This window comes from Nocardia sp. NPDC059236 (assembly GCF_042754085.1).
GTDB lineage: Bacteria > Actinomycetota > Actinomycetes > Mycobacteriales > Mycobacteriaceae > Nocardia.
The window spans coordinates 110,766-128,986 of record NZ_JBHZAF010000015.1 but is presented as its reverse complement, the minus strand read 5'-3'; the positions used below and the strand labels follow the sequence as shown (position 1 = coordinate 128,986).

Below are 18,221 nucleotides of genomic sequence, written 5' to 3'. Positions count from 1 at the left end.
TCTGCGGGGACGCGTTGCTCGGTTCGAGGCGGCTGTTCGAGTGTTATCGGTCGGCTCGTCGTGTTGGCAGGGTCAACGGCGCCGCCGAGGTGACAGTGTGTGTGCCGGTGGGTGTTTCGAGGGTGATCGGATCACCGGCGGTCACTTCGACAGTGGAGATTTCGGGTTGGATCCGCAGGGTGAGGGTGCTGCCTCGGATGGAGAGGTTCCTGATGGTGAGACCGTCCGGGAACCCGCTGGGCAGCATGGGGTCCAGGCGTGGGCCGGTGTCGGTCCAGCGTAATCCGGAGGGGGCGTACAGCATTGCTTGCAGGAATCCCGCTGCGCCGGTGACGAAGATCCACGCGGGTTGTCCGATGGTGTTGGCGCCGGAGCGGTCCCCGCGCGCCTCGGATTGGAAATGGTAGGGCTCGCGGACATACGGCTGGACAGACCGGTCGAGGAATTCCTGAGTGCGGCCCGGATCAAATTGTGCGGCGATGATGGCTCCGATGCTGTTGCTCATGTTCGGGCCGTCGGGATCGGTGCGGTCGAAGTAGTAGCGGTAGGTGTCGACCGCCGAGTATCCCGGTGCGGTGTAGGAGAACGGGTAGCTCAGCAGCACGGTGTCGGCTTGTTTGATCGGTGTGCCTTGATATCCGAGGTATTCCGCAGGAACGCCGGGAGCGATGTCGGGAGGCATGGCCATGTTCGCGGCGATGTCGGCCCAGCGCGGGTCCACGGGAAGCCCGGACAGTTGTGCGGCAGAAGCGGCAGTACGCATGGTGTTGACCACACCGGCGTTCGTGACGGCATTGTCGATGGAGACGGCGACATACTCGTCGGGCCCACCGACCGGTGCGTAATGGTAGTGGCCGTCGAGCAGTTTCGGGCCGACGCGCACGGTGAGGTAGTCGGCGATCGCGGTGATCACCGGCGCGCCACCGGTGCACAGCCATGCCAGATCCGCGGTGGCCAGGTAGTACTGCCATTGGGCGAGCACGATGTCGTTGGCCAGATGTTCTTCGCTCAGCCCGCACACCACCGGGCTCCCGCAGCGCTGTGCGGGACCATCGTTCCACGGATACACCGCACCGGGCAGCCCGTAGGCGTGTGCGTTGGCGCGGGCCTGCGGTAGCGCGGCGACCCGGAAGTCGACAATGGTGCGCGCCAACGCCGGGTAGAGGGCAAGCAGCATGGGAAAGACGAAGGTGTCGGCGTCCCAGAAGGTCATGCCCGCGTAATCGGTGGAGGACAGGCCCGCCGGTTGCACCGACCAGTGTTGGCCTTCGCGCACGCTGGACAACACCGAGTACAGCGCGGCCCGGAGCCAGAGGCGGTAATCCTCGCGTCCGGGAACCTCGATCGCGGGCTGCCACAGGGTGTTCCATGCGGCGACGTGATCGTTGTGCTCGGCCGCGTAGCCGCGTTCGAAGCCGCGCTGGGATGCCGCGGTGGCGATCGCCCGAGGGTCGGGGCCGTCGTCGGAGGAGGCGATGCCGACGTACTTGGTGAAGGTGTAGGGGTGACCGGCGGTCATCGAGGCGGTGAACCCCAGTCCGGCGGTGTTGGCCGCCGCCGGGATCGAGGTGGCAATCAGGTTGTCGGGGGTGTCGATAGTGGAGACCAGATAGGCTGTGCTGTCGGTGTTTTCGGCGCGTACGCCGACGGTGCTCTGTTTGCTCGCTGCGTCGCTCGAGGCCGTGACCGGGGTGACTCGGCGGGCTGCGGCGCCGTCGATGAGATCGGTGATGTCGAGCTGCCCGGAGTAGTGCGGGGTGACGGTGAGCTTTTGAATCGCTAGGTTCGGTTCGGACCGGGAGATGAAGGTCTCGAACTCCAGATCCACGTGGTGCTCGGGGCTCGGCGACCAGGTCGCCTTGGTGGTGGCGGTCGCGTCGCGGTAGTTCAGACGCTGACTATAGGTGCCGACCGTCGCCGGATCGACATCTGCTTGATAGGTATTCCCGTCGGCGGACACGGTCAGCCCCGACCACGCCGGCAGCGCCGTCAATGCCTGGGTGGCTTGAAAGGAGGGGGCATCCGCGTAGAACCCGGCCAGATAGGTGCCCGTGTAGCGCGGCTCCTGCAATGGATACGAGGTGACGACTCCCTCGCCGTAGCCTTGGTACCCGGCCCCGCTGGGTGGGATCATCGCACCGATGCGGCCGTTGCCCAGAAACGGCGCCGCACGGAAATCGTTCGGAGAGAATACCTCCGCCATCGCCGACCACCCCTCGGAACCATCGACCGTTTCGGCGAACACTCGGCCGGAGAGCATCGTCGAGGCGAGTGCCGCACACATGAGCGCGGCTGTCGCGGCCCGGCCCATCCGCATACGCCTCCGTCGGGCCGAGGCAGACCGAGCCGTCGGCACTGTCTTCACGCTCACGTCCATGAACCATCCTTGTCTCGGGATTGTTTCGTGAACCTTGTGTCCAGCGGGAGTGTTGAAACTTTGCAATCCCGAAAGGACCAGCGACGCGACCACCATACCCAGCGGTCGGACGGTAGCAGCGCTGCGGCGCACCATCCCGCGTTCGCATGGAAGCGACGGTTCGGCCCGCTGCGACTGTGCTACCGGATAGTGCAGCCGAACAAGGCCAGTTGTCGTGCTTCGCTAGTGTGGATGCTCCCGTGAGACGGGAGAGTGTGATGCCCGCCGGCCTGTCGAAGTCCGAACGTGAGGAATATCGGGCGCTGCAGCGTGAACACGATCGGCTACTTGCCGAGGCCAATCGATTGCGCGCCGAATTGTCCGCCGCCGCGGAGGATTTGGGTCGGCATGCCGAGCCTCCGGAGGACATCGCCCGCCAACTGGAGCAAGATGCGGCTGTGGCTCCGGACGAGCGGGCGCAGTTTGCTGACTGAGGCGGCTGACCATTGGGCCATGGCCGGTGATATCGAGCGCGCTCGGCGACTGTATCGGCAGGCGATCGCCGACGGGGGCGCCGTCGTTGGGACGCCCGTCTGTGGTACGCGAGCTTTCTGCTCGAAAGCGGTTCGGAGCCAATGGGATTGCGTTTGCTCGACACCATCTTCGACGAGGGGCCGCGGGATTGGGTCGCCTTCGAAGTGGCAGGTGAGCTCTTCGAGGGGCGCGGTGCGGAATGTCGCTGTGTCGATGTTCTACCTGCCGGAGGACGAGTTCGCCCGCGCCGTCGAATCGTGGCCGAAACCGCGAGACCAGTACGGCAGACACGCCCGACATCGATGGGAAGTGGAACACCGGCTTCGGGAATTGGACGGTGAATACTCGGTGCTGATCACCGTCGCTACGGCGGCCGGTCTCGCCGAGTACGGCGCTCGCGTAAACGAGGATCCGGCGCTGGGGTCCACTCGCTCCGCCTTTGCCGCTGGCTGAGCCGCAACGGTCAGGGTCGGTCGGGGCCACCGGCGAGAAACGAGTCGTGCTGGTGCGGGTCGGCGCAGAAGTACAAGAAGTATTGCGGCAGGCCAGGATAGCGGCGTCGAGACTCTCGGCGCCGACGGAGGACACAGAGTGAATCAGCGGCGTATACCTCACCTGAGCGTGTCGTCGCGTGGTCGCGATCCCCTGCAGGTAGGCCGAAGATAATTGCTGTATCCATGCTGGTTGCGGCGGCGTAGCGTCATGGGCGGGGCGGCTGATCGATGAAGGTGAGCGCCATGACGAAATTTGTACAAACGATCGAGTTCACGACCACGCGGCTGGACGAATTCAACAAGAATCTCGATGAGTGGCTCACGGCGACGCAGGGGAAGCGGGCCGCGACCCACAGCATGGAGACCAGGGATCGCGATCGGGACAACACGTATATGCAGATTGTCGAGTTCCCGTCCTACGAACAGGCGATGGCGAACTCCGCCATGCCCGAGACCACCGGGTTTGCCGAATCGCTCGCCGAACTCTGCGACGGGCCCGCGCTGTTCCGCAACCTCGACCTGGTTCGCGAGGACGAGATGCTCCCGCACGAAGAGCTGAGCTTGCAGGTCAGAAGCTTCGACACTCCTGACGAAACGCGACTGTTCGAGTCGGGTAGCGGCCGATTCGAAGTCATCGAAGCAGGATCCGGATCGGTCGGCCGCGGTGTCTTCCAGCCCGGCTGGCGCTGGTCCACCCACGTCAAGCCGATCGCCGGCACGGACAGCTGCCAGGCGACCCACATCGGATACTGCGCGTCCGGACGGATGCGGATCCGGATGGACGACGGCACCGAACGCGAGATCGGCGCGGGCGATTTCATGATCTGCCCACCCGGACACGACGCCTGGACCGTCGGCGACGAACCATGCGTCCTCATCGACTGGGCAGCAGCCGCCGACTACGCCCGTCGCCACTGATCCACACACCCGCCCCCGCTCGGCATCCCGGCGGGGGCGGAATCGCAGGCTGACCCGCCGCAGCGCGAAGGTCCGATGGCCGAGGGCATTCGGCACGATCCCGCTAGGCTGACAGCATGAGTGAGGCCGTCGACTGGTCGTGGCTGCGTACGACGATCCCCGTCGTCGATATGTCCATGTACTTGGATATGCCCGAGGACGTGGCGCGCACTGTGGAGATCCGTGATGGCATGATCGTCCATTGCGAATCGCCGTCGCCGAATCATGTTGCGATCAGCGACAACATCAAGGCAGCCTTGCGCGAGGCGGTGGCCGAGCGTCCCGAGGGTGCGCCGTCTCTGCGCGCCAGCGGTGAACTGGACATGCTGGTTTCCGATGTGCCTTTCCATTACAAGCGGCCGGATGCGATGGTGTACCGCTGTATCGACGAGCCGCGCGGCAAATGGAAAACCAAACCGACAGCCGCGGACACTCTGCTGGTTGTCGAAGTCGTGTCACCGAATACGATCTCGGCCGATCTGGTGGAAAAGCGGGCGGAGTACGCGCGCCTGGGCATCCAGCATTACTGGATCGTTCGCATGGTTCAGGACGACGGTCCCGTGACGTCGATCGAGATGCTGCGACTCGCCGCTGACGGCACCTATATCCGGGAAACCACGGCGCTGCGAGCTCGCGGCGATGCGATGGCCGTGGACGTACTGGACCCGCTCGATGTCACGATCAGCTGGAATCAACTCGATCTCGGCTTGGACTGATCCACTTCGTTCCAGCAGCGCCAACGCGGCTGATCGCCGCCGAGGGTTGATGCTCCGCACTGCAGGATGGGTTGTACGCACCCGGGGAATTCCTCCGGATTATCGCGGCGCCGGTACGGCGACTCCGGATAGGCTGGCGCGATACGGAATTGGGGCTGGGGTCGTGGTGCGTGATCAGACGACCGGACATTTGCGGTGAGGGGCGCCAATGGCGGACCCGGTGTTCGAGTGCATCGCACACACGGAGGTTGACCAGTGCCTAACGCTGCTGAGCTGCACCATCACCGTCGGGCCGAAAACTACCTCGGCCGCGGTAGTTTCAATCCGGCTACTCAGCTGCTAGGTAGTGGTACTCGAGCACGAGCAGCCCTACGAGGGCTCTGCCCGGTCCCGCCGCGTGACCCTGCCAACCGATAACACGGCGCGAACTTCGCTCGAATAGCGCGCTGTCGTGATAGTCCACGGCGGGGAGATCGCTTTGGAAACTGCTCTTCGTCGTATGGAATTCACTGTGCACCTGCCAGGCGCGAGGGCACGGCAGCCCCTCGGATACCCGATCTGCCGCCACGAAGCGTCGAGTCCGCTATGTGCGCCGTCCGCCTTCACAGCGCGCACCTAGCTCATGCCAACGCCCGTCCCATGCTGCGAGGTGACGATCTTGGCGTTGACCGAAACCGCGGACCGACATGCGGATTCGCATACCGATACAGGAGGACTGCAGATGGCTCTTTCGAAGCTCGCGCGGATCGCTACGGCAGGGGCGGTCACCGTCGCACTGCTCGGCATCGGCACTGGTATGGCGAGCGCCGATCCCGGCCCGGCTCAGCCGGGCGGCGCGGCTCCCGCCCAGCAGTGCCCGCCTCCGCCCGGCGACCAGCACGGTCCGCCTCCGCAGGATGGCCAGGGTCAGCCGCCTCAGGGCGGCCAGCCGATCGGTCAGCCTCCGCAGTGCCCGTCCGCCAATTGATACCGACCTGTACGGCACCGGGGAATCCCAGTGTCGTACAGGGAGTGTCGTGCACAGACGCTCAGCCGACCGGGTCGGCTGAGCGTCTGTGCACAGCGGCGTCCTCTACCTTGGCGTGGCGGGCAAGCTGACCGTGAATTCGGTTCGGCCCGGCGCACTTTCGAAAGTTATCGTGCCGTGGTGCGCCTTGACCACGGCGGCAACCATGGTTGGGTGAGATCGACTGGGGCGTGGTCGATTTCGCGGCCGGCTGGTCGATGGGGGAGAACTCGAACGTCGGGTTTCGCGCATGCTCAGAGCTGAGTATTGCTTTCCGCCACCGAACCCACGGCTGACAGTGCTCGTCCGATCAGGTGCGCTGTAATCCGTGTCAGCGCGTAGACATTACTCGGATCCTTGCCGTCGGTCGGCGGCATGGTGGAAAGGGCCGCCACCACAGTGCCGGCGTCCGACCAAATCGGAACAGAGATCGTGTTCGGGTCCGCTAGGCCGCTGTAGTGTGCGATGCCCCGCCTCCGTATCTCATCGAGCTGCTCGCGGAGAGGCCGGGTGGCGGTGACCGCGCCGGGTGGTGCGTACGGGTGCAGAGGCTTCGAAAACACCTCCCGCTGCAGCGTATTCGGCGCATACGCCAGAAGCACCAGTCCGGCCGCAGACCTGTGCAATGGAAGTCGCTCGGCTGCGCGCGGCACGGCCGAGAAGACGCCAGGCGCCGACACCCTTTCGATGAACAGGACTTCCCGCTCCTGACGGACGGCCAAGCCCACATTGCGGCCGACCTGGGCGCTGAGCCGAGTCATGTACGGGATCGCGAGGGCACGCAAATCGTGGAACGGGGCTCTCCGGTTAGCCAGCTCCCAGACTCGCGGGCCGATGTCGACGCGCCGACTCATGTCTCGTCGCAGCCAGTCACGTTCAACCAGTTCGGATACGGTGCGCGAGACGGTTGGCAACGGCAGCCCGGTGCGTTGGGACAGTTCCGAGATGGACAACGGGGAGTCATTATCGGCGACGGCCTCCACCAGTCTGACCACACGGGAGAGGACGGATTCGCCGTTGGAGAATCGAGCCACAGCCACTACCTTCACCTGATTTGGGCGTGCGGGAACCATCCCGACCTGGACGATTGACCAGTATGGTCGGTGCTGCTGTCCCTCAGCTGTCCGTAACCTATGTGCGAGCTGTGTAGGTCTGCTTGTCCACGAGTGTTGAAGTCGGTCAGGCCGTGCGCTATGGACCTTCGCGGTCTGTGATGCCTTCCATAAGCCATGGCGATCGGTCCATGCATCAATCACGCTATGGTGGCGATGCTTGTGAGTTCGTCATCTCGGATCGGATCGAGTCGTGTCGACTCCGGTCCCAGGGGTGCAGCTCCACGGCAGTGCCGACGCCGATTTCGCCCAGCGTCGTTGGGGGAGTTCCGCTCTCGCTCGCCAGCTACCGAGGTGCAGTGTGCGTGCCGCCGAGATGCCGGGAGGGAGGGGGAGGACCTCGGTCGGCACGCACGGCCCGCGGGGGACGACGCTCCAGCGTAGTGATGACGGACACTGTGGAGCGTCACGGGCGCCTTCATTCTGTAATCGGTGCCCGTCGCGCCGCCAGACGACTTTCATTCAATGCAAGCCTTCTGATGATTCCCTTTGCAACACAAGGAACTTCAGGCAAGGGCTGCAGTGATTAGTATGGTCGAGGGTGTGTCACCGGGCTCGTAGCGGTGGCGGTCGCTCACGGGCAGGTCACCTGCGCGGGTGCTTGGCGTGAATCCGAAATACCGGAGACCTCACCTATAGTTCCACAATTCCCCCGAAGCGCATTCGCAACAGCGAGCGCCTTCGGGACCGTTGTGCGGGACAGACTCGATACCTGTCCCGCACAACACGACACTCGGGTCAATCCGATGAGCAGACACCGTTCGCACTACCGGTCACCACCACGACCAGCAGCGGGAGCCATGTGCCGATTGGCGGCAGCCAGCTACCCGTCAAGGGCAGCAAGAAGCGGAACATAGGAAACTCCTGTTGTACTTTGTCTTTCGACATGCTGACGACCTGTCTCCCACGCGGGAGGGAGGCAGGATCGAGCTAGTTTCGGTCAACTGGCCGGGGGCACCACGGCTGATCCCGCGGAGGCAAGCCGCTCTGCGGCGAGCTCCCAGGCACCGGGCACTGCGACCCGATCGTCGGCGGCTGCCCCGGATCAGCGCCTGCGGTCATGCACCAACCCCCAACAGCCCCAGTGAAATACCACAGGCAGCGACAGCCCGGGCCGATCTCCACGTCAGCCTCAACCATGACCTCCTTGTCGTCGAATCTGGATCCGGAAGCGTCGGCCCACCGGGACGACCGCGCCATCGTCGATGCCGAACCTCTGTCAACGATCAGTCGGAGTTAAGTGCGAGCTGTGAAAACCCTTCCTACCGAATAAGTTACAGCTCGACCTTCGACTGGGGACTGCACGGACCGGGCAGCCGTCGGGCCCGGACGAGGCCTTCGGCACCGCGAGGCTGGAGATACCGAACCGCTACGCTTTCCCCAAACCGATGGTCGACCACGAGCTGATCGATCAGCTACTACAGGCGGCGGGCTTCGCGCCCGCCTATCCCGATGTGCCGGTGCGTGATCCGCGCTGGCAACCGGTCACCACGGCCATAGACCGGCTGCTGCGCGCGCACGAGCCCTATCCGGCGCTGGTTCGGTGACCGCCTGATCCGCACCGGGCCGCTGGCCGCCCGCTTCGACGCCGCCATCGACATCACGCTCGAGGAACTCCGCATCGAGCTCTTCTATCCCCTCGACCCCGAGTCCGCGGACTTCTTCCGGCCGCTCTGAACCACCGAGGGGGTGCGAAGTCGCCGAACCGCCGCGCTGCCGCACGGACCGTCCTCACCATTGACGACCATGACAACGAAGCGGAATCGAAGTGCCTCGGCGGCAACGCCCTTGAAGCGCGCGGCCGCGGCCGCGCGGTTGAACATCGCGGTCGGGGACCTGCCGGAACTGGGTTGCGGCTGGACCGTCGGGGAGGTGCTGCGGCTGCGGCGGGAACGGCCCGACTGGCTGACCGATGCGCGGCGCAGATTCACGCGGCCGGAGATCGGCGCGCGGCGGCGGTGATCGGCTTATGCTCGGGGTGACTGGCTCGTTTTCGTATCGGGGTCGCTGTGCCGCATGTCGATCCGTTTTCCACGCGCCGCGAAGAGACTCTCGGGTTCGCGGCGGAACTGGCGGCTGCCGGGTTCGGGGAGCCGGTCGAGGTGGGGCGCGGGGGATTCGGCGTGGTGTACCGCTGTTTTCAGCACGCGCTGGGGCGCACCGTCGCCATCAAGGTACTGACCGCGGACCTGGAATCCGACAGCCTGGAACGGTTTGTGCGCGAGCAGCTCGCCATGGGGAAGCTGTCGGGGCATCCGAACATCGTGACCGTGTTCGAGGTCGGGTCCACCGATACCGGGCGGCCGTACATCGTGATGCCGTTCCATGCGCACGGGTCGCTCGATACCCGGATACAGCAGGGTGGGCCGGTCGAATGGCCGGAGGTGCTGCATCTCGGGGTTCGGCTGTCGGGGGCGTTGGAGACGGCGCATCGGCGGGGACTGCTGCACCGGGATGTGAAGCCCGGGAACATCCTGCTCACCGAGTACGGGGAGCCGCAGCTCGCCGATTTCGGAATCGCACGGGTGACAGGCGGATTCGAGACCGCGGCGGGCACGATCACCGGGTCGCCCGCCTACACCGCGCCGGAGGTGCTGCAGGGGCAGGCCCCGGATGTGACCGCCGACGTCTACAGCCTGGCCGCGACCCTGTTCTGCGCGGCCACCGGGCACGCGGTGTTCGAACGGCGCAGCGGGGAACAGCTGGTCGCACAGTTCGTGCGGATCACCAGGCATCCGATGCCGGACCTGACCGGGGAGGGCCTGCCCGCCGACCTCACCGGGGCGATCGAGGCGGCCATGTCGCGCGAGCGCTCCCAACGCCCCGGCTCCGCCGCCGAATTCGGTGCGGCGCTGCGGGATATCCAGCAACGGCACGGGCTGCCACCCGACGACATACCGATTCCGGCGCCCGCCGCGGAACCGCCACCGCCGACGGACCGGGCCCGGACCGTCGGCCGCACCACCCCGCCCCAGGCCGGGCGCCGGCGCTCCCGCATCACCACCGCCACGCCGCCGGTCCCGGCCACCCGGCTGCGCCCGCCCACCCTCACCCGGGTCCTGGTGGACCGCCCGCGCCTGCTCGACGCACTGCGCTCCGGTAGCGACCGGCGGCTCGCGGTCATCCACGGCCCCACCGGTTTCGGCAAGACCACCCTTGCCGCGCAATGGTGTGCGGCGGTCACCGTCGCCGGGGGATCGGTGGCCTGGCTGACCGTCGACAACGACGACGACAATGTGGTGTGGTTCCTCGCCCACTTGATCGAAGCGGTGCGCGCGGTCCGGCCCGCCCTGGCGCGCGAACTGGGCGAACTGCTCGAGGAATACGGCGACGAGGCCGGGCGCTTCGTACTGACCTCGCTCATCAACGACATCGACCAGCGCGGCGAGCCGCTGACCGTGGTCATCGACGACTGGCATCGCGTGAGCGACCCGAATACCCAGGCCGCGCTGCGCTTCCTGATCGAGAGCTGCAGTCCGGTGCTGCGCATGCTGGTGACCAGTCGCCACCAGACCGGCCTGCCCATGAGCTCCATGCGCGCCCGCGACGAACTGGTGGAAATCGACACCGCCGCACTGCGATTCACCACCGGCGAGGCCTATGCCCTGCTGGTCGAGCTGGGCGGGCTGGAACTGGACCGCGACGACGTGGCGGACCTCACCGAATCCACCGGCGGCTGGGTCGCGGCACTGCAACTGGCGGCGCTGTCGCTGCGCGGCAGTGACGATCCCGGGCAGCTGATCGGACAGCTCACCGGACGTCACCACGCCATCGGCGAATTCCTCGCCGAGAACGTGCTGGAGGCCCTCGAACCCGGCGTACTCGACTTCATGGTGGCGACCTCGGTCACCGAACGCACCTGCGGCGAGCTGGCCGCCACGCTCACCGGCGTGCCCGACGGGCAGGCCCTGCTGGAACGGATCGAGCAGCAGGACCTGTTCCTGCGCCGGGTCGACGGCGGCCCGTGGTTCCGCTACCACCAGCTGTTCCAGGACTTCCTGCGGCAGCGGCTCGAACACGATCGGCCCGCGGAGATCGACCGCCTGCATCGCGCGGCCTCGGAGTGGTTCGCCGGGCACCGGCACGTGAGCGAGGCGGTCGACCACGCCCTGCTGGCCGGTGACGAGCAGCGTGCGGTCGAAATCGTGGAGCGCGACGGCATGTCGCTGCTCGAATACGGCCAGATGTCCAGCCTCATCGGCCTGGTGAACAAGCTGCCGCCGGCCGTCATCGAATCCCATCCGCGGCTGCAACTGGATCTGGCGTGGGCGAACATCCTGCTGCACCGGGCCGGTCCGGCCGAACGCGCGCTGTCCCTGGCGGAACAGACGCTCGAGCGCGGCGGTCTCGACCCGCGGACCACGACCCGGCTGCGCGCCGAAGCGGGTGTGGTGCACGCGGTGGTGACCGTCCGCGCGGATGTGCTGACCGGCGTGGAGGATTGGCTCGCACCGTGTTTCGCCATGGCCGACGAGCTCTCACCGTATGTGGTGGCCATCGGCGCCAACTGCGCGAGTTTCGCCGCGGGTTACCGCCACGACTTCGAGGAGGCGATCCGCATCCAGGAGTGGTCGGCCCCGTACATGCGCCGAAACAAGGGCTCCTACAACAATGTTCACGGGCTGTGCTTTCTGGGCCTGGCCGCCAGCCTGCAACTCGACATCCCGCGCGCCGAGGAGTACTTCCGCAGCGCCCTGAAGATCGCCAAGCAATCCGGTGGCAGCCACTCCTACGGGGCCCGCCTGGCCGGATCGCTGCTCGGTGAACTGCTCTACGAGCGTGGTGAGGTCGCCGAGGCGGAGCGCCTGCTCGACGAGGGCTACAAACTCGGCGCCGACGCCGGTGTCGTCGACTTCAAACTGGCCCGCTACGTGGTCGGCGCCCGGGTGAAGGCGCTGCGCGGCGACCGCGCCGCAGCCATCCGCCGCCTGAACGAGGGTGCGCGCGTAGCCGATTCGATGTCGCTGCCCCGCCTGCGCGCCGAGGTCGAGAACGAGCGGCTGCGCCTGGGCCTGCCGCCGCACCCCGACTTCGGCCCGCTCGCGGTGGTCGACCACGCCCACCGCCGCACCCCGATCGACCCCATCGACGAATTCACCGTCCTGTACGAGGAATTCACCGCCATCCGACTGCTGCTGGCCGGATCCGCCACCGAATCCCGGGAACTGGCCCGCACCTGGGCCCAGGAATGGGTCGACGAGCTCGAAGCCGTCCGCCGCCCGCGCGAACTCCTGAAGGCCCGCCGTCTGCTGGTCGCCTGCCTCGCCGCCACCGGCCGCACCGACGCCGCCAAGACCCTGCTCGCCACCGTCACCGCCCAGTGCGCCGAACACGGCTCGGTCCGCTACATCCTCGACGGCGGCCCCCACGTCGTCGCCACCCTTGCCGCCCTCGCCGCCGACCAGGCCGCCGGCCGCTGGCGCCCCGACTGGCCCGAGGTCCAACCCGCTTTCCTCCGCGCCCTGACGGAAGCCGATGCTGCCCAGACGATCTAGAGTGAACCCGCTGGATGTGGAGCTAGGCAGGGATTTACAGGTGTGACGGAACCTCTACACGAGGCGCACGAGCGGGCCAGTTGGGCCGAGTTGTTCTTCGATCTGGTACTGGTGTTCGCGGTGACGCAGGCCGCGCACGTGGCGGTGGCGGGGCAGAGCTGGGGCGCGGTCGGGCAGACGGTGCTGCTGCTGGGAATCATGTGGTGGTCGTGGGTGGGGACCACGCTGGCCGTGCACGGGGTGGAGGACTCGAACCAGCAGCGGATATTCCTGTTCGCCTGCGGATTGTGCATGTTCGTCATCGCGATCACCGCGCCACACGCGTTCACCGGGCACGCGCAACCGCTGCTGCTGGCCGGCGCGCACCTGGCACTGCGGCTGCTGCTGTGGGGCGAGATGCAGCACAAGCGGGCGTTCTCGTCGGCGGGGACCTTCGGGAACTGGCTCAATCCGTTCACGGTGACCCTGGCGGCGGCGGTGCTCCTGGTGGCGGCCGCACTCGCGCCCGCGGGCGGAATGCGCAACGGGCTCTGGATCATCGCGGTGGCGCTGGCCTTCGGCGGTCCGGCACTGCTGGCGCGCCGCCTGGAGAAGGTCCAGTTCGGTGCGACCCATCTGCCCGAACGCTTCGCCACCTTCGTCATCATCGCGCTCGGCGAGACCGTCGCCTCGGTGGGTTCCCAAGCGGCGGAAGCACATCTGGGCGTGGTGGCCTGGATCGCGGTGGTGCTGATCTTCGTGCTCGGCTGCGGCCTGTGGTGGCTGTACTTCGCCTACGGCTTCGCCGCGGTCGAGCATTCGCTGCGCACCAACCAGGTGCGCGGCACGGTCGTGCGGGATGTGCTCAGCTACGGGCACCTGCTGCTGGTGATCGGCCTGGTGCTGGTGGCGGTGGGCGCGCGCACCATGGTCGAGCATCCGACCGCGGTGGCGCACAGCGTGACCGGATATCTGCTGCCGCTGGGCGCCACCCTGTACGTGACCACCTTCCTGTTCACCCGCTGGCGCATGTTCGGCGCGGCCACCCTCGGCCGGTTCGTCACCGCGCTGGCGCTGGCGGTCCTGACCGCCGCCGCGCCGCTGCTGCCGCAGATCGCGACGCTGGCCGCGGCGACCGCGATCCTGGCCGGCCTCAACGCCTTCGAGTACTGGGTGGTGTCGACGGGACGGCCACTGCTGCTCATGCGCCGCTCCCGGGTGAGCTAGCCGACCGGAACGATAGTGGCGTCGATGGTGTGGATGAGACCGTCACTGATCGCGAAGGTTTCGGTGATGTCCACCGTCACCAGCCGCACCCCCGCGACGCCGGAATCCAGCAGATACCGCGCGGTCACCACACCGTCCGCCTCGGTCAGGCGCAGGTTGTAGAAGCGCTGCACGAGCGAATACTGCGGCCCGTGCTCGAGGTCGTAGGTGAGCTGCGGCCCCGAAAAGCCGGTCTGCAGGCCCGCTTCGAACCGCGTCGCATCCGGCGCGAACGGCACCGCCCGCGCGTCGTGGCTGATCAGCGCGTCGAGATAGGCGAACGCGATGGCGGTGTCGCGGGTGTGCATGGGTGCCGCGCCCGCGCTTCCGGAGGCGACACCGACCGCGGCCGCCGCGCTCGCCGTCAACACTGCAACATGTCTCATTTTCATCCGCTGATGCTGGCTCGAGAGGCCGTGCCGCGCAAGCGTTTCCAGCCCGCTGTCAGGCGCTCGCCCAGGCGTGGCCGGACGGGTTCCGCGCCGAGCCAGTCGGCGATATCGCTGATCACCGCCGGATCGACATGTTGCGGTCGCAGGTAGCCGCTGGGTGTGGATGGTCCGGTACCGGAGCAGAGCATGTGGTCGACCGTGGGGTGGACACGAATGGTGACATCGGGTCGCCCGGCCAGCCCGGCCTCCCACAGCGGCAGGTCCTCGTCGGCGGTGACCTGATAGTCGCGGCCACCCTGGATGAGCAGGATGGGTCTGTCCAGCGCGGCGGCGGTGGCGACCTGGTCGTAGTCCCGCAGGTCCAGCCAATACGATGCGGGCCAGTTGAACAGCAGGTCCGCGGCCGGGGTTTCGGTTGACAGCGCGGGACTTTCGGTCCGTGCCGCCCGGGCACGCATGCTCTCCAGCAACTCGCCGATGTCCTGCTCGGGCTCGACCGCCGCGATGTGCCGCAGCGCGCGCAGGATGGACCGCGGCAGCGGCACGGTATCCCCGGCCAGCACCGCCACCCCGGCAATGCCCGGGTCGGCGGCCGCGATGCGCGGCGCGGCCTTGCCGCCGCCACTGTGCCCGGCCACGAAGATCCGGGCCGAGTCGACCCCGGGCTCCCGGCGCAGCACCTCGACCGCCGCCAGCGCATGCGGCAGGTACTCCTCGACCATGGTGAACCCCGCCGCACTCTCGATTTCGCTGTGCGCGTGGGTCAATTTGTCGAAACGCAGCACGGCGACACCGCGACTGGCGAGCCCCCACGCCAGGTCCTTGAACGGTTTGTTGGGTCCGGTGGTGAGGTCCCGGTCGGCGGGCCCGGAGGCCACCAGCACCACGGCGGGCCGGGATCCGCTCCCGACCGGCACGGTCAACGTGCCGGTTACCGCGGTATCTCCCGCGCCGAGGGTGACGTCCCGTTCGCGGAATCGGCGTGGCACCGCGTAATCCGGTGGCGTCCAGCCGGATTCGGCCGGTGCGGCGAGCCGGAGCCCGTGCAGCCGGCCCGCCGCGTCCACCGCCAGGTGTACCGCGAGCGCACCCCGCTCGCAAGTGACCGGCAACTGCACCGGCGTCAGCCCGTCGGCGGCGGGCCGGGTGACTGCGGCGCCGACCGACCGGACCGCGCCGATCTTGGCGATCTCACCGGTCCACCCGGCCCGGACGGTCGCCGCGGACACCACGGCCGCCAGTCGCGGCGCGAACAGCTCCGCCAGCTCGTCGAATCGCTCGTTCCGCAGCAGGTCGGCCACGGTGGCGGCCAGGGTCTCGGGATCGATGTCAACGGTCATGTCCCCGAACCTTTCTCAATCAGTGCAAACATTCTTATGATTGAGAAAGGTAGCAGCCTATGAGAAGGTTGGGAAGTGGAAACCTTCGAGCTGCTGGCACATCCGGCGCGGCTGCGCATCGTGCACGCCCTGCGCGGCGACCGCACCCTGACCACCGGCGACCTCTGTGCCCGCCTGCCGGACACCTCGAAAGCGACCGTGTACCGCCACGTCGACGCCCTCACTGCCGCCGGCATTCTTGAGGTCGCCGAGGAGCGGCGGGTGCGCGGCGCGGTCGAGCGCCGCTACCGGCTGCGTCAGGAGAACGCGGCCATCAGCGCCGAGGCCGCCGCCGCACTGCCCGCCGACGGCTACCGTCCGGTCTTCGCCCTCGCGATGGCCGTGCTCGTCGCCGAATTCAATGCCTACCTCGACGGCGAGAACGCGGATCCGGCAGCCGATCTCGTCGGTTTCCGCCAGCACGCGCTCTGGCTCGACCGTGACGAACTCGAGCAGCTGATCGCGGAGCTGCGCGCGGTGATCCTGCCGCGCCTGGCCAATCAGCCCGGCTCCGGGCGCGACCAATACCTGTTGAGCCCCATCCTTTTCCCGATCGAACAGGCGCCCGCCGACCCGGCCGGCTGAATCAGCCTCCGACCTCGCCGATCCCGGTGGGCCGTGCGGCGCAGCTCGGCCAGCCCGGCCGCGATCAATTGCCGATCCCAGCGGCCGCGATCCTGTTCCTCGAGCGGAACCAGCGTCCCGCCGGCCCCGGTCCGCGCGACGGCACGCGATTGCTGCAGCAGGACAAGGGCATTCAGCCCGCCCGCCTCCGGATCATCGGGCATGAGCTCGACCACCAGCGCGGCCAGCCGCTGCGCCTCCGCGGCGGCGGGCGGTGGTGAGCAGCCGAGCAGATCATCCAGCCACACCCGGAACGCGCGCAGGCCGTCCTCGTCGACGACGTCGTCGACCCGGCTCTCATCGGCGCGCGGCCGTGGAACTGATGCAGCTCGAGGGCATCGGCCTGTCCGAGTGCTCACACTGTGCTGCTATTGCAGTTATTACGCAATAACTTGGAGGGGTGGCTTCCGAAGAGCAGACCGAACTCGACTACCGATTCACCCTCGCGAACGAACGCACCTTCCTGGCCTGGATCCGCACCGCGCTGGGCCTGCTCGCGGGCGGCGTCGCCGTCCACACGCTGGTCGAAGGCTTCCGCATCCACGGCGTGCGCGCGGCCATCGCCATGTCGGCCATCGTGCTGGCGGTGGTGCTCGCGGTCGGGGCGTACGGGCAGTGGCGCAAGGTGGAACGGGCCATGCGGGCGGGCGAACGGCTGCCGGGCAATGCGCTGATCCCGGTACTCGCGGCCGGTGTCGCGCTGATCTCCGCTATCGCCGTGGTCGGCGTGCTCAGCCTGTGAGCACGCCGGCGATCGCCCGCGATCCCGGACTGGCGACCGAGCGCACCGCGCTGGCCTGGCGGCGCACCGCCATTTCCGCCATCGCCAATGCCGCACTGTTCACGAAGGTGGCCGCCGAGGGCGGGATCGGCTGGCGGCCGACCGGTCTGCTGCCGCTGAGCGCGGCCGTGGTCATGATGCTGGTGGCGGCAATCGCCATGGCGCGCAGCCGAAGTCTGCACCGCGGCGCGCATCGCGGCACCGGGCCGCTGCTGCTCCTGGTGTCCGCGGGTGTGGCGGCGGTGGGGCTCGCCGCGATGGCGATGGTCCTCGCGCACCGGGCCTAACGGGATTTCGCCCGCCGCACGGCATTTTCCCGGACCGTTCGTGATTGCAGTACTTCTGCAGTAGGTTCGGCCGCATAAGTGGTACAGGTCACCGGCGCACCGACCTGAAGGACGCGTGGAGCAAGTTCCTCGAGCATCACGGGCCGCGGCACGTCGCCGACGGCGCGGCGCCCGCGGTCGGATTCCTGCTCGGATACAAGCTTTTCGACCCGTGGATCGGGATCGCGGTCGCGCTCGTGGTGGCCGTCGCGCTGGGCGGCTACCGCCTGGTCCGCGGCGATTCGGTCAAGGTGGTCGGCGGATCCATCGCAGTGGTCGCGCTGTACTCCGTGTTCGTCATGTGCACAGGTCGCGGCCGGGACTTCTATCTGCCCGATCTCCTCGGCTGCGTCCTGCTCTCGGCGGCGTTCGGCGCGAGCCTGTTCGCGCGCCGCCCGCTGAGCCTGTGGATCACCCAGCGGCTGCGCCTGGAACCGGCCGGCCCGCCCGCCGAGCACCTGGCCCTGCACCGGCGAATCACTCTGGGCTGGCTGATCTTCTGGCTGGTGCACCTGGCGGTGATCGTCCCGTTCTACCTCGCAGACCAGGTGGTCCTGCTGGGCGTGGCCACGCTGATCCTGGGCAAGCCGTCCATCATCGTCATGATCCTGGTGACCTGGCTGCTGCTGCGCCGGTCGGCGCAGGGCCGCCTCGCGCCGCAGCGGACAGCGGTCGAAACCGCCTGAGCCGGGCATGCTCACCGGCCCGGAGTGAGCGAATCGCGGGTGGCAGGACGCGGCCGCCGACCTCCCGGATCGATAGCGTGATGATTGCTAATCTGGCGCCATGAGTGCTGGTCAGCGG

19 protein-coding genes are annotated in these 18,221 nt (G+C 67.6%); 14 read left to right on the top strand and 5 right to left on the bottom strand.

Translation table 11 applies throughout. The features are described 5' to 3' along the window. Positions 1 to 43: 43 nt before the first annotated feature. Positions 44 to 2,203, bottom strand: a complete 2,160-nt coding sequence (locus tag ACFXIV_RS32790) for a glycosyl hydrolase family 65 protein (protein WP_379401190.1) — start codon at positions 2,201 to 2,203, stop codon at positions 44 to 46. A 431-nt stretch (positions 2,204 to 2,634) separates the two neighbouring features. Between ACFXIV_RS32790 and ACFXIV_RS32785 the strand changes: the two genes are divergently transcribed. The 6 genes from ACFXIV_RS32785 to ACFXIV_RS32760 all read left to right on the top strand — a co-directional run bounded on the left by ACFXIV_RS32785 (position 2,635) and on the right by ACFXIV_RS32760 (position 6,024). Continuing rightward, a complete protein-coding gene (locus tag ACFXIV_RS32785; protein WP_379401191.1) occupies positions 2,635 to 2,850 on the top strand; it encodes a hypothetical protein in 216 nt (71 codons plus the stop codon). Positions 2,851 to 3,061: 211 nt separating this feature from the next. Then, complete coding sequence (locus ACFXIV_RS32780; RefSeq protein ID WP_379401192.1) at positions 3,062 to 3,343, top strand: hypothetical protein; 282 nt, start codon at positions 3,062 to 3,064, stop codon at positions 3,341 to 3,343. After that, complete coding sequence (locus ACFXIV_RS32775) at positions 3,340 to 3,444, top strand: SEC-C metal-binding domain-containing protein (protein ID WP_379401221.1); 105 nt, start codon at positions 3,340 to 3,342, stop codon at positions 3,442 to 3,444. The genes ACFXIV_RS32780 and ACFXIV_RS32775 overlap by 4 nt, the downstream gene beginning before the upstream one ends. Positions 3,445 to 3,627: 183 nt before the next feature. Continuing rightward, positions 3,628 to 4,302, top strand: a complete 675-nt coding sequence (locus tag ACFXIV_RS32770; protein WP_379401193.1) for a cupin domain-containing protein — start codon at positions 3,628 to 3,630, stop codon at positions 4,300 to 4,302. Between the two features lie 116 nt (positions 4,303 to 4,418). After that, positions 4,419 to 5,057 (top strand): Uma2 family endonuclease, encoded by a 639-nt coding sequence (locus tag ACFXIV_RS32765; RefSeq protein ID WP_379401194.1) that lies wholly within the window; start codon positions 4,419 to 4,421, stop codon positions 5,055 to 5,057. A gap of 721 nt (positions 5,058 to 5,778) precedes the next feature. Next, the gene (locus tag ACFXIV_RS32760) at positions 5,779 to 6,024 is read left to right on the top strand and encodes a hypothetical protein (protein WP_379401195.1); all 246 of its coding nucleotides are present in this window, start codon (positions 5,779 to 5,781) and stop codon (positions 6,022 to 6,024) included. A 293-nt stretch (positions 6,025 to 6,317) separates the two neighbouring features. Here the strand turns inward: ACFXIV_RS32760 and ACFXIV_RS32755 are convergent, their stop codons facing one another. Continuing rightward, on the bottom strand, positions 6,318 to 7,097 hold the full coding sequence (locus tag ACFXIV_RS32755) for an IclR family transcriptional regulator (protein ID WP_379401196.1): 780 nt from the start codon (positions 7,095 to 7,097) through the stop codon (positions 6,318 to 6,320). A gap of 1,466 nt (positions 7,098 to 8,563) precedes the next feature. Between ACFXIV_RS32755 and ACFXIV_RS32750 the strand changes: the two genes are divergently transcribed. The 4 genes from ACFXIV_RS32750 to ACFXIV_RS32735 all read left to right on the top strand — a co-directional run bounded on the left by ACFXIV_RS32750 (position 8,564) and on the right by ACFXIV_RS32735 (position 13,876). Continuing rightward, positions 8,564 to 8,722: a hypothetical protein gene (locus ACFXIV_RS32750; RefSeq protein ID WP_379401197.1), complete on the top strand. Its 159-nt coding sequence runs from the start codon at positions 8,564 to 8,566 to the stop codon at positions 8,720 to 8,722. Positions 8,723 to 8,921: 199 nt separating this feature from the next. Continuing rightward, the gene (locus ACFXIV_RS32745) at positions 8,922 to 9,137 is read left to right on the top strand and encodes a hypothetical protein (RefSeq protein WP_379401198.1); all 216 of its coding nucleotides are present in this window, start codon (positions 8,922 to 8,924) and stop codon (positions 9,135 to 9,137) included. 47 nt (positions 9,138 to 9,184) lie between these two features. After that, positions 9,185 to 12,670 carry a protein kinase gene (locus tag ACFXIV_RS32740; protein ID WP_379401199.1) on the top strand — a complete coding sequence of 1,162 codons (3,486 nt, stop codon included), beginning with the start codon at positions 9,185 to 9,187 and terminating at the stop codon, positions 12,668 to 12,670. Between the two features lie 42 nt (positions 12,671 to 12,712). Further along, positions 12,713 to 13,876, top strand: a complete 1,164-nt coding sequence (locus ACFXIV_RS32735) for a low temperature requirement protein A (RefSeq protein WP_379401200.1) — start codon at positions 12,713 to 12,715, stop codon at positions 13,874 to 13,876. On the opposite strand, the gene ACFXIV_RS32730 is transcribed toward ACFXIV_RS32735, so the two are convergent. Both ACFXIV_RS32730 and ACFXIV_RS32725 read right to left on the bottom strand, forming a co-directional pair. Further along, positions 13,873 to 14,301, bottom strand: a complete 429-nt coding sequence (locus ACFXIV_RS32730; RefSeq protein WP_379421372.1) for a hypothetical protein — start codon at positions 14,299 to 14,301, stop codon at positions 13,873 to 13,875. The genes ACFXIV_RS32735 and ACFXIV_RS32730 overlap by 4 nt on opposite strands. Positions 14,302 to 14,303: 2 nt before the next feature. Next, entirely contained in the window at positions 14,304 to 15,647 is a 1,344-nt protein-coding gene (locus ACFXIV_RS32725) for a hypothetical protein (protein ID WP_379401202.1), read from the bottom strand. Between the two features lie 75 nt (positions 15,648 to 15,722). Between ACFXIV_RS32725 and ACFXIV_RS32720 the strand changes: the two genes are divergently transcribed. Then, positions 15,723 to 16,271, top strand: coding sequence for a helix-turn-helix domain-containing protein (locus tag ACFXIV_RS32720; protein WP_379401203.1), 549 nt, complete (start codon positions 15,723 to 15,725; stop codon positions 16,269 to 16,271). Here the strand turns inward: ACFXIV_RS32720 and ACFXIV_RS32715 are convergent. Next, positions 16,187 to 16,669 carry a DUF6596 domain-containing protein gene (locus ACFXIV_RS32715; protein ID WP_379401205.1) on the bottom strand — a complete coding sequence of 161 codons (483 nt, stop codon included), beginning with the start codon at positions 16,667 to 16,669 and terminating at the stop codon, positions 16,187 to 16,189. The two genes, ACFXIV_RS32720 and ACFXIV_RS32715, sit on opposite strands and share 85 nt — an antisense overlap. 41 nt (positions 16,670 to 16,710) lie before the next feature. On the opposite strand from ACFXIV_RS32715, the gene ACFXIV_RS32710 reads away from it, so the two are divergent. The 3 genes from ACFXIV_RS32710 to ACFXIV_RS32700 are packed head-to-tail and all read left to right on the top strand — an operon-like array spanning position 16,711 to position 18,103. Then, on the top strand, positions 16,711 to 17,052 hold the full coding sequence (locus tag ACFXIV_RS32710) for a YidH family protein (protein ID WP_379401206.1): 342 nt from the start codon (positions 16,711 to 16,713) through the stop codon (positions 17,050 to 17,052). Further along, on the top strand, positions 17,049 to 17,378 hold the full coding sequence (locus ACFXIV_RS32705; protein ID WP_379401207.1) for a DUF202 domain-containing protein: 330 nt from the start codon (positions 17,049 to 17,051) through the stop codon (positions 17,376 to 17,378). Before ACFXIV_RS32710 ends, ACFXIV_RS32705 begins: the two co-directional genes overlap by 4 nt. A 44-nt stretch (positions 17,379 to 17,422) precedes the next feature. After that, positions 17,423 to 18,103, top strand: coding sequence for a DUF3159 domain-containing protein (locus ACFXIV_RS32700; protein WP_379401208.1), 681 nt, complete (start codon positions 17,423 to 17,425; stop codon positions 18,101 to 18,103). Positions 18,104 to 18,221 lie beyond the last annotated feature (118 nt).

What these genes read in the sequence shown, in the direction of transcription:
- ACFXIV_RS32790 (WP_379401190.1), bottom strand. Translation starts at nt 2,203, where the DNA reads ATGGCGGAGGTATTCTCTCCGAACGATTTCCGTGCGGCGCCGTTTCTG.
- ACFXIV_RS32785 (WP_379401191.1), top strand. Translation starts at nt 2,635, where the DNA reads ATGCCCGCCGGCCTGTCGAAGTCCGAACGTGAGGAATATCGGGCGCTG.
- ACFXIV_RS32770 (WP_379401193.1), top strand. Translation starts at nt 3,628, where the DNA reads ATGACGAAATTTGTACAAACGATCGAGTTCACGACCACGCGGCTGGAC.
- ACFXIV_RS32765 (WP_379401194.1), top strand. Translation starts at nt 4,419, where the DNA reads ATGAGTGAGGCCGTCGACTGGTCGTGGCTGCGTACGACGATCCCCGTC.
- ACFXIV_RS32760 (WP_379401195.1), top strand. Translation starts at nt 5,779, where the DNA reads ATGGCTCTTTCGAAGCTCGCGCGGATCGCTACGGCAGGGGCGGTCACC.
- ACFXIV_RS32750 (WP_379401197.1), top strand. Translation starts at nt 8,564, where the DNA reads ATGGTCGACCACGAGCTGATCGATCAGCTACTACAGGCGGCGGGCTTC.
- ACFXIV_RS32745 (WP_379401198.1), top strand. Translation starts at nt 8,922, where the DNA reads ATGACAACGAAGCGGAATCGAAGTGCCTCGGCGGCAACGCCCTTGAAG.
- ACFXIV_RS32730 (WP_379421372.1), bottom strand. Translation starts at nt 14,301, where the DNA reads ATGAGACATGTTGCAGTGTTGACGGCGAGCGCGGCGGCCGCGGTCGGT.
- ACFXIV_RS32725 (WP_379401202.1), bottom strand. Translation starts at nt 15,647, where the DNA reads ATGACCGTTGACATCGATCCCGAGACCCTGGCCGCCACCGTGGCCGAC.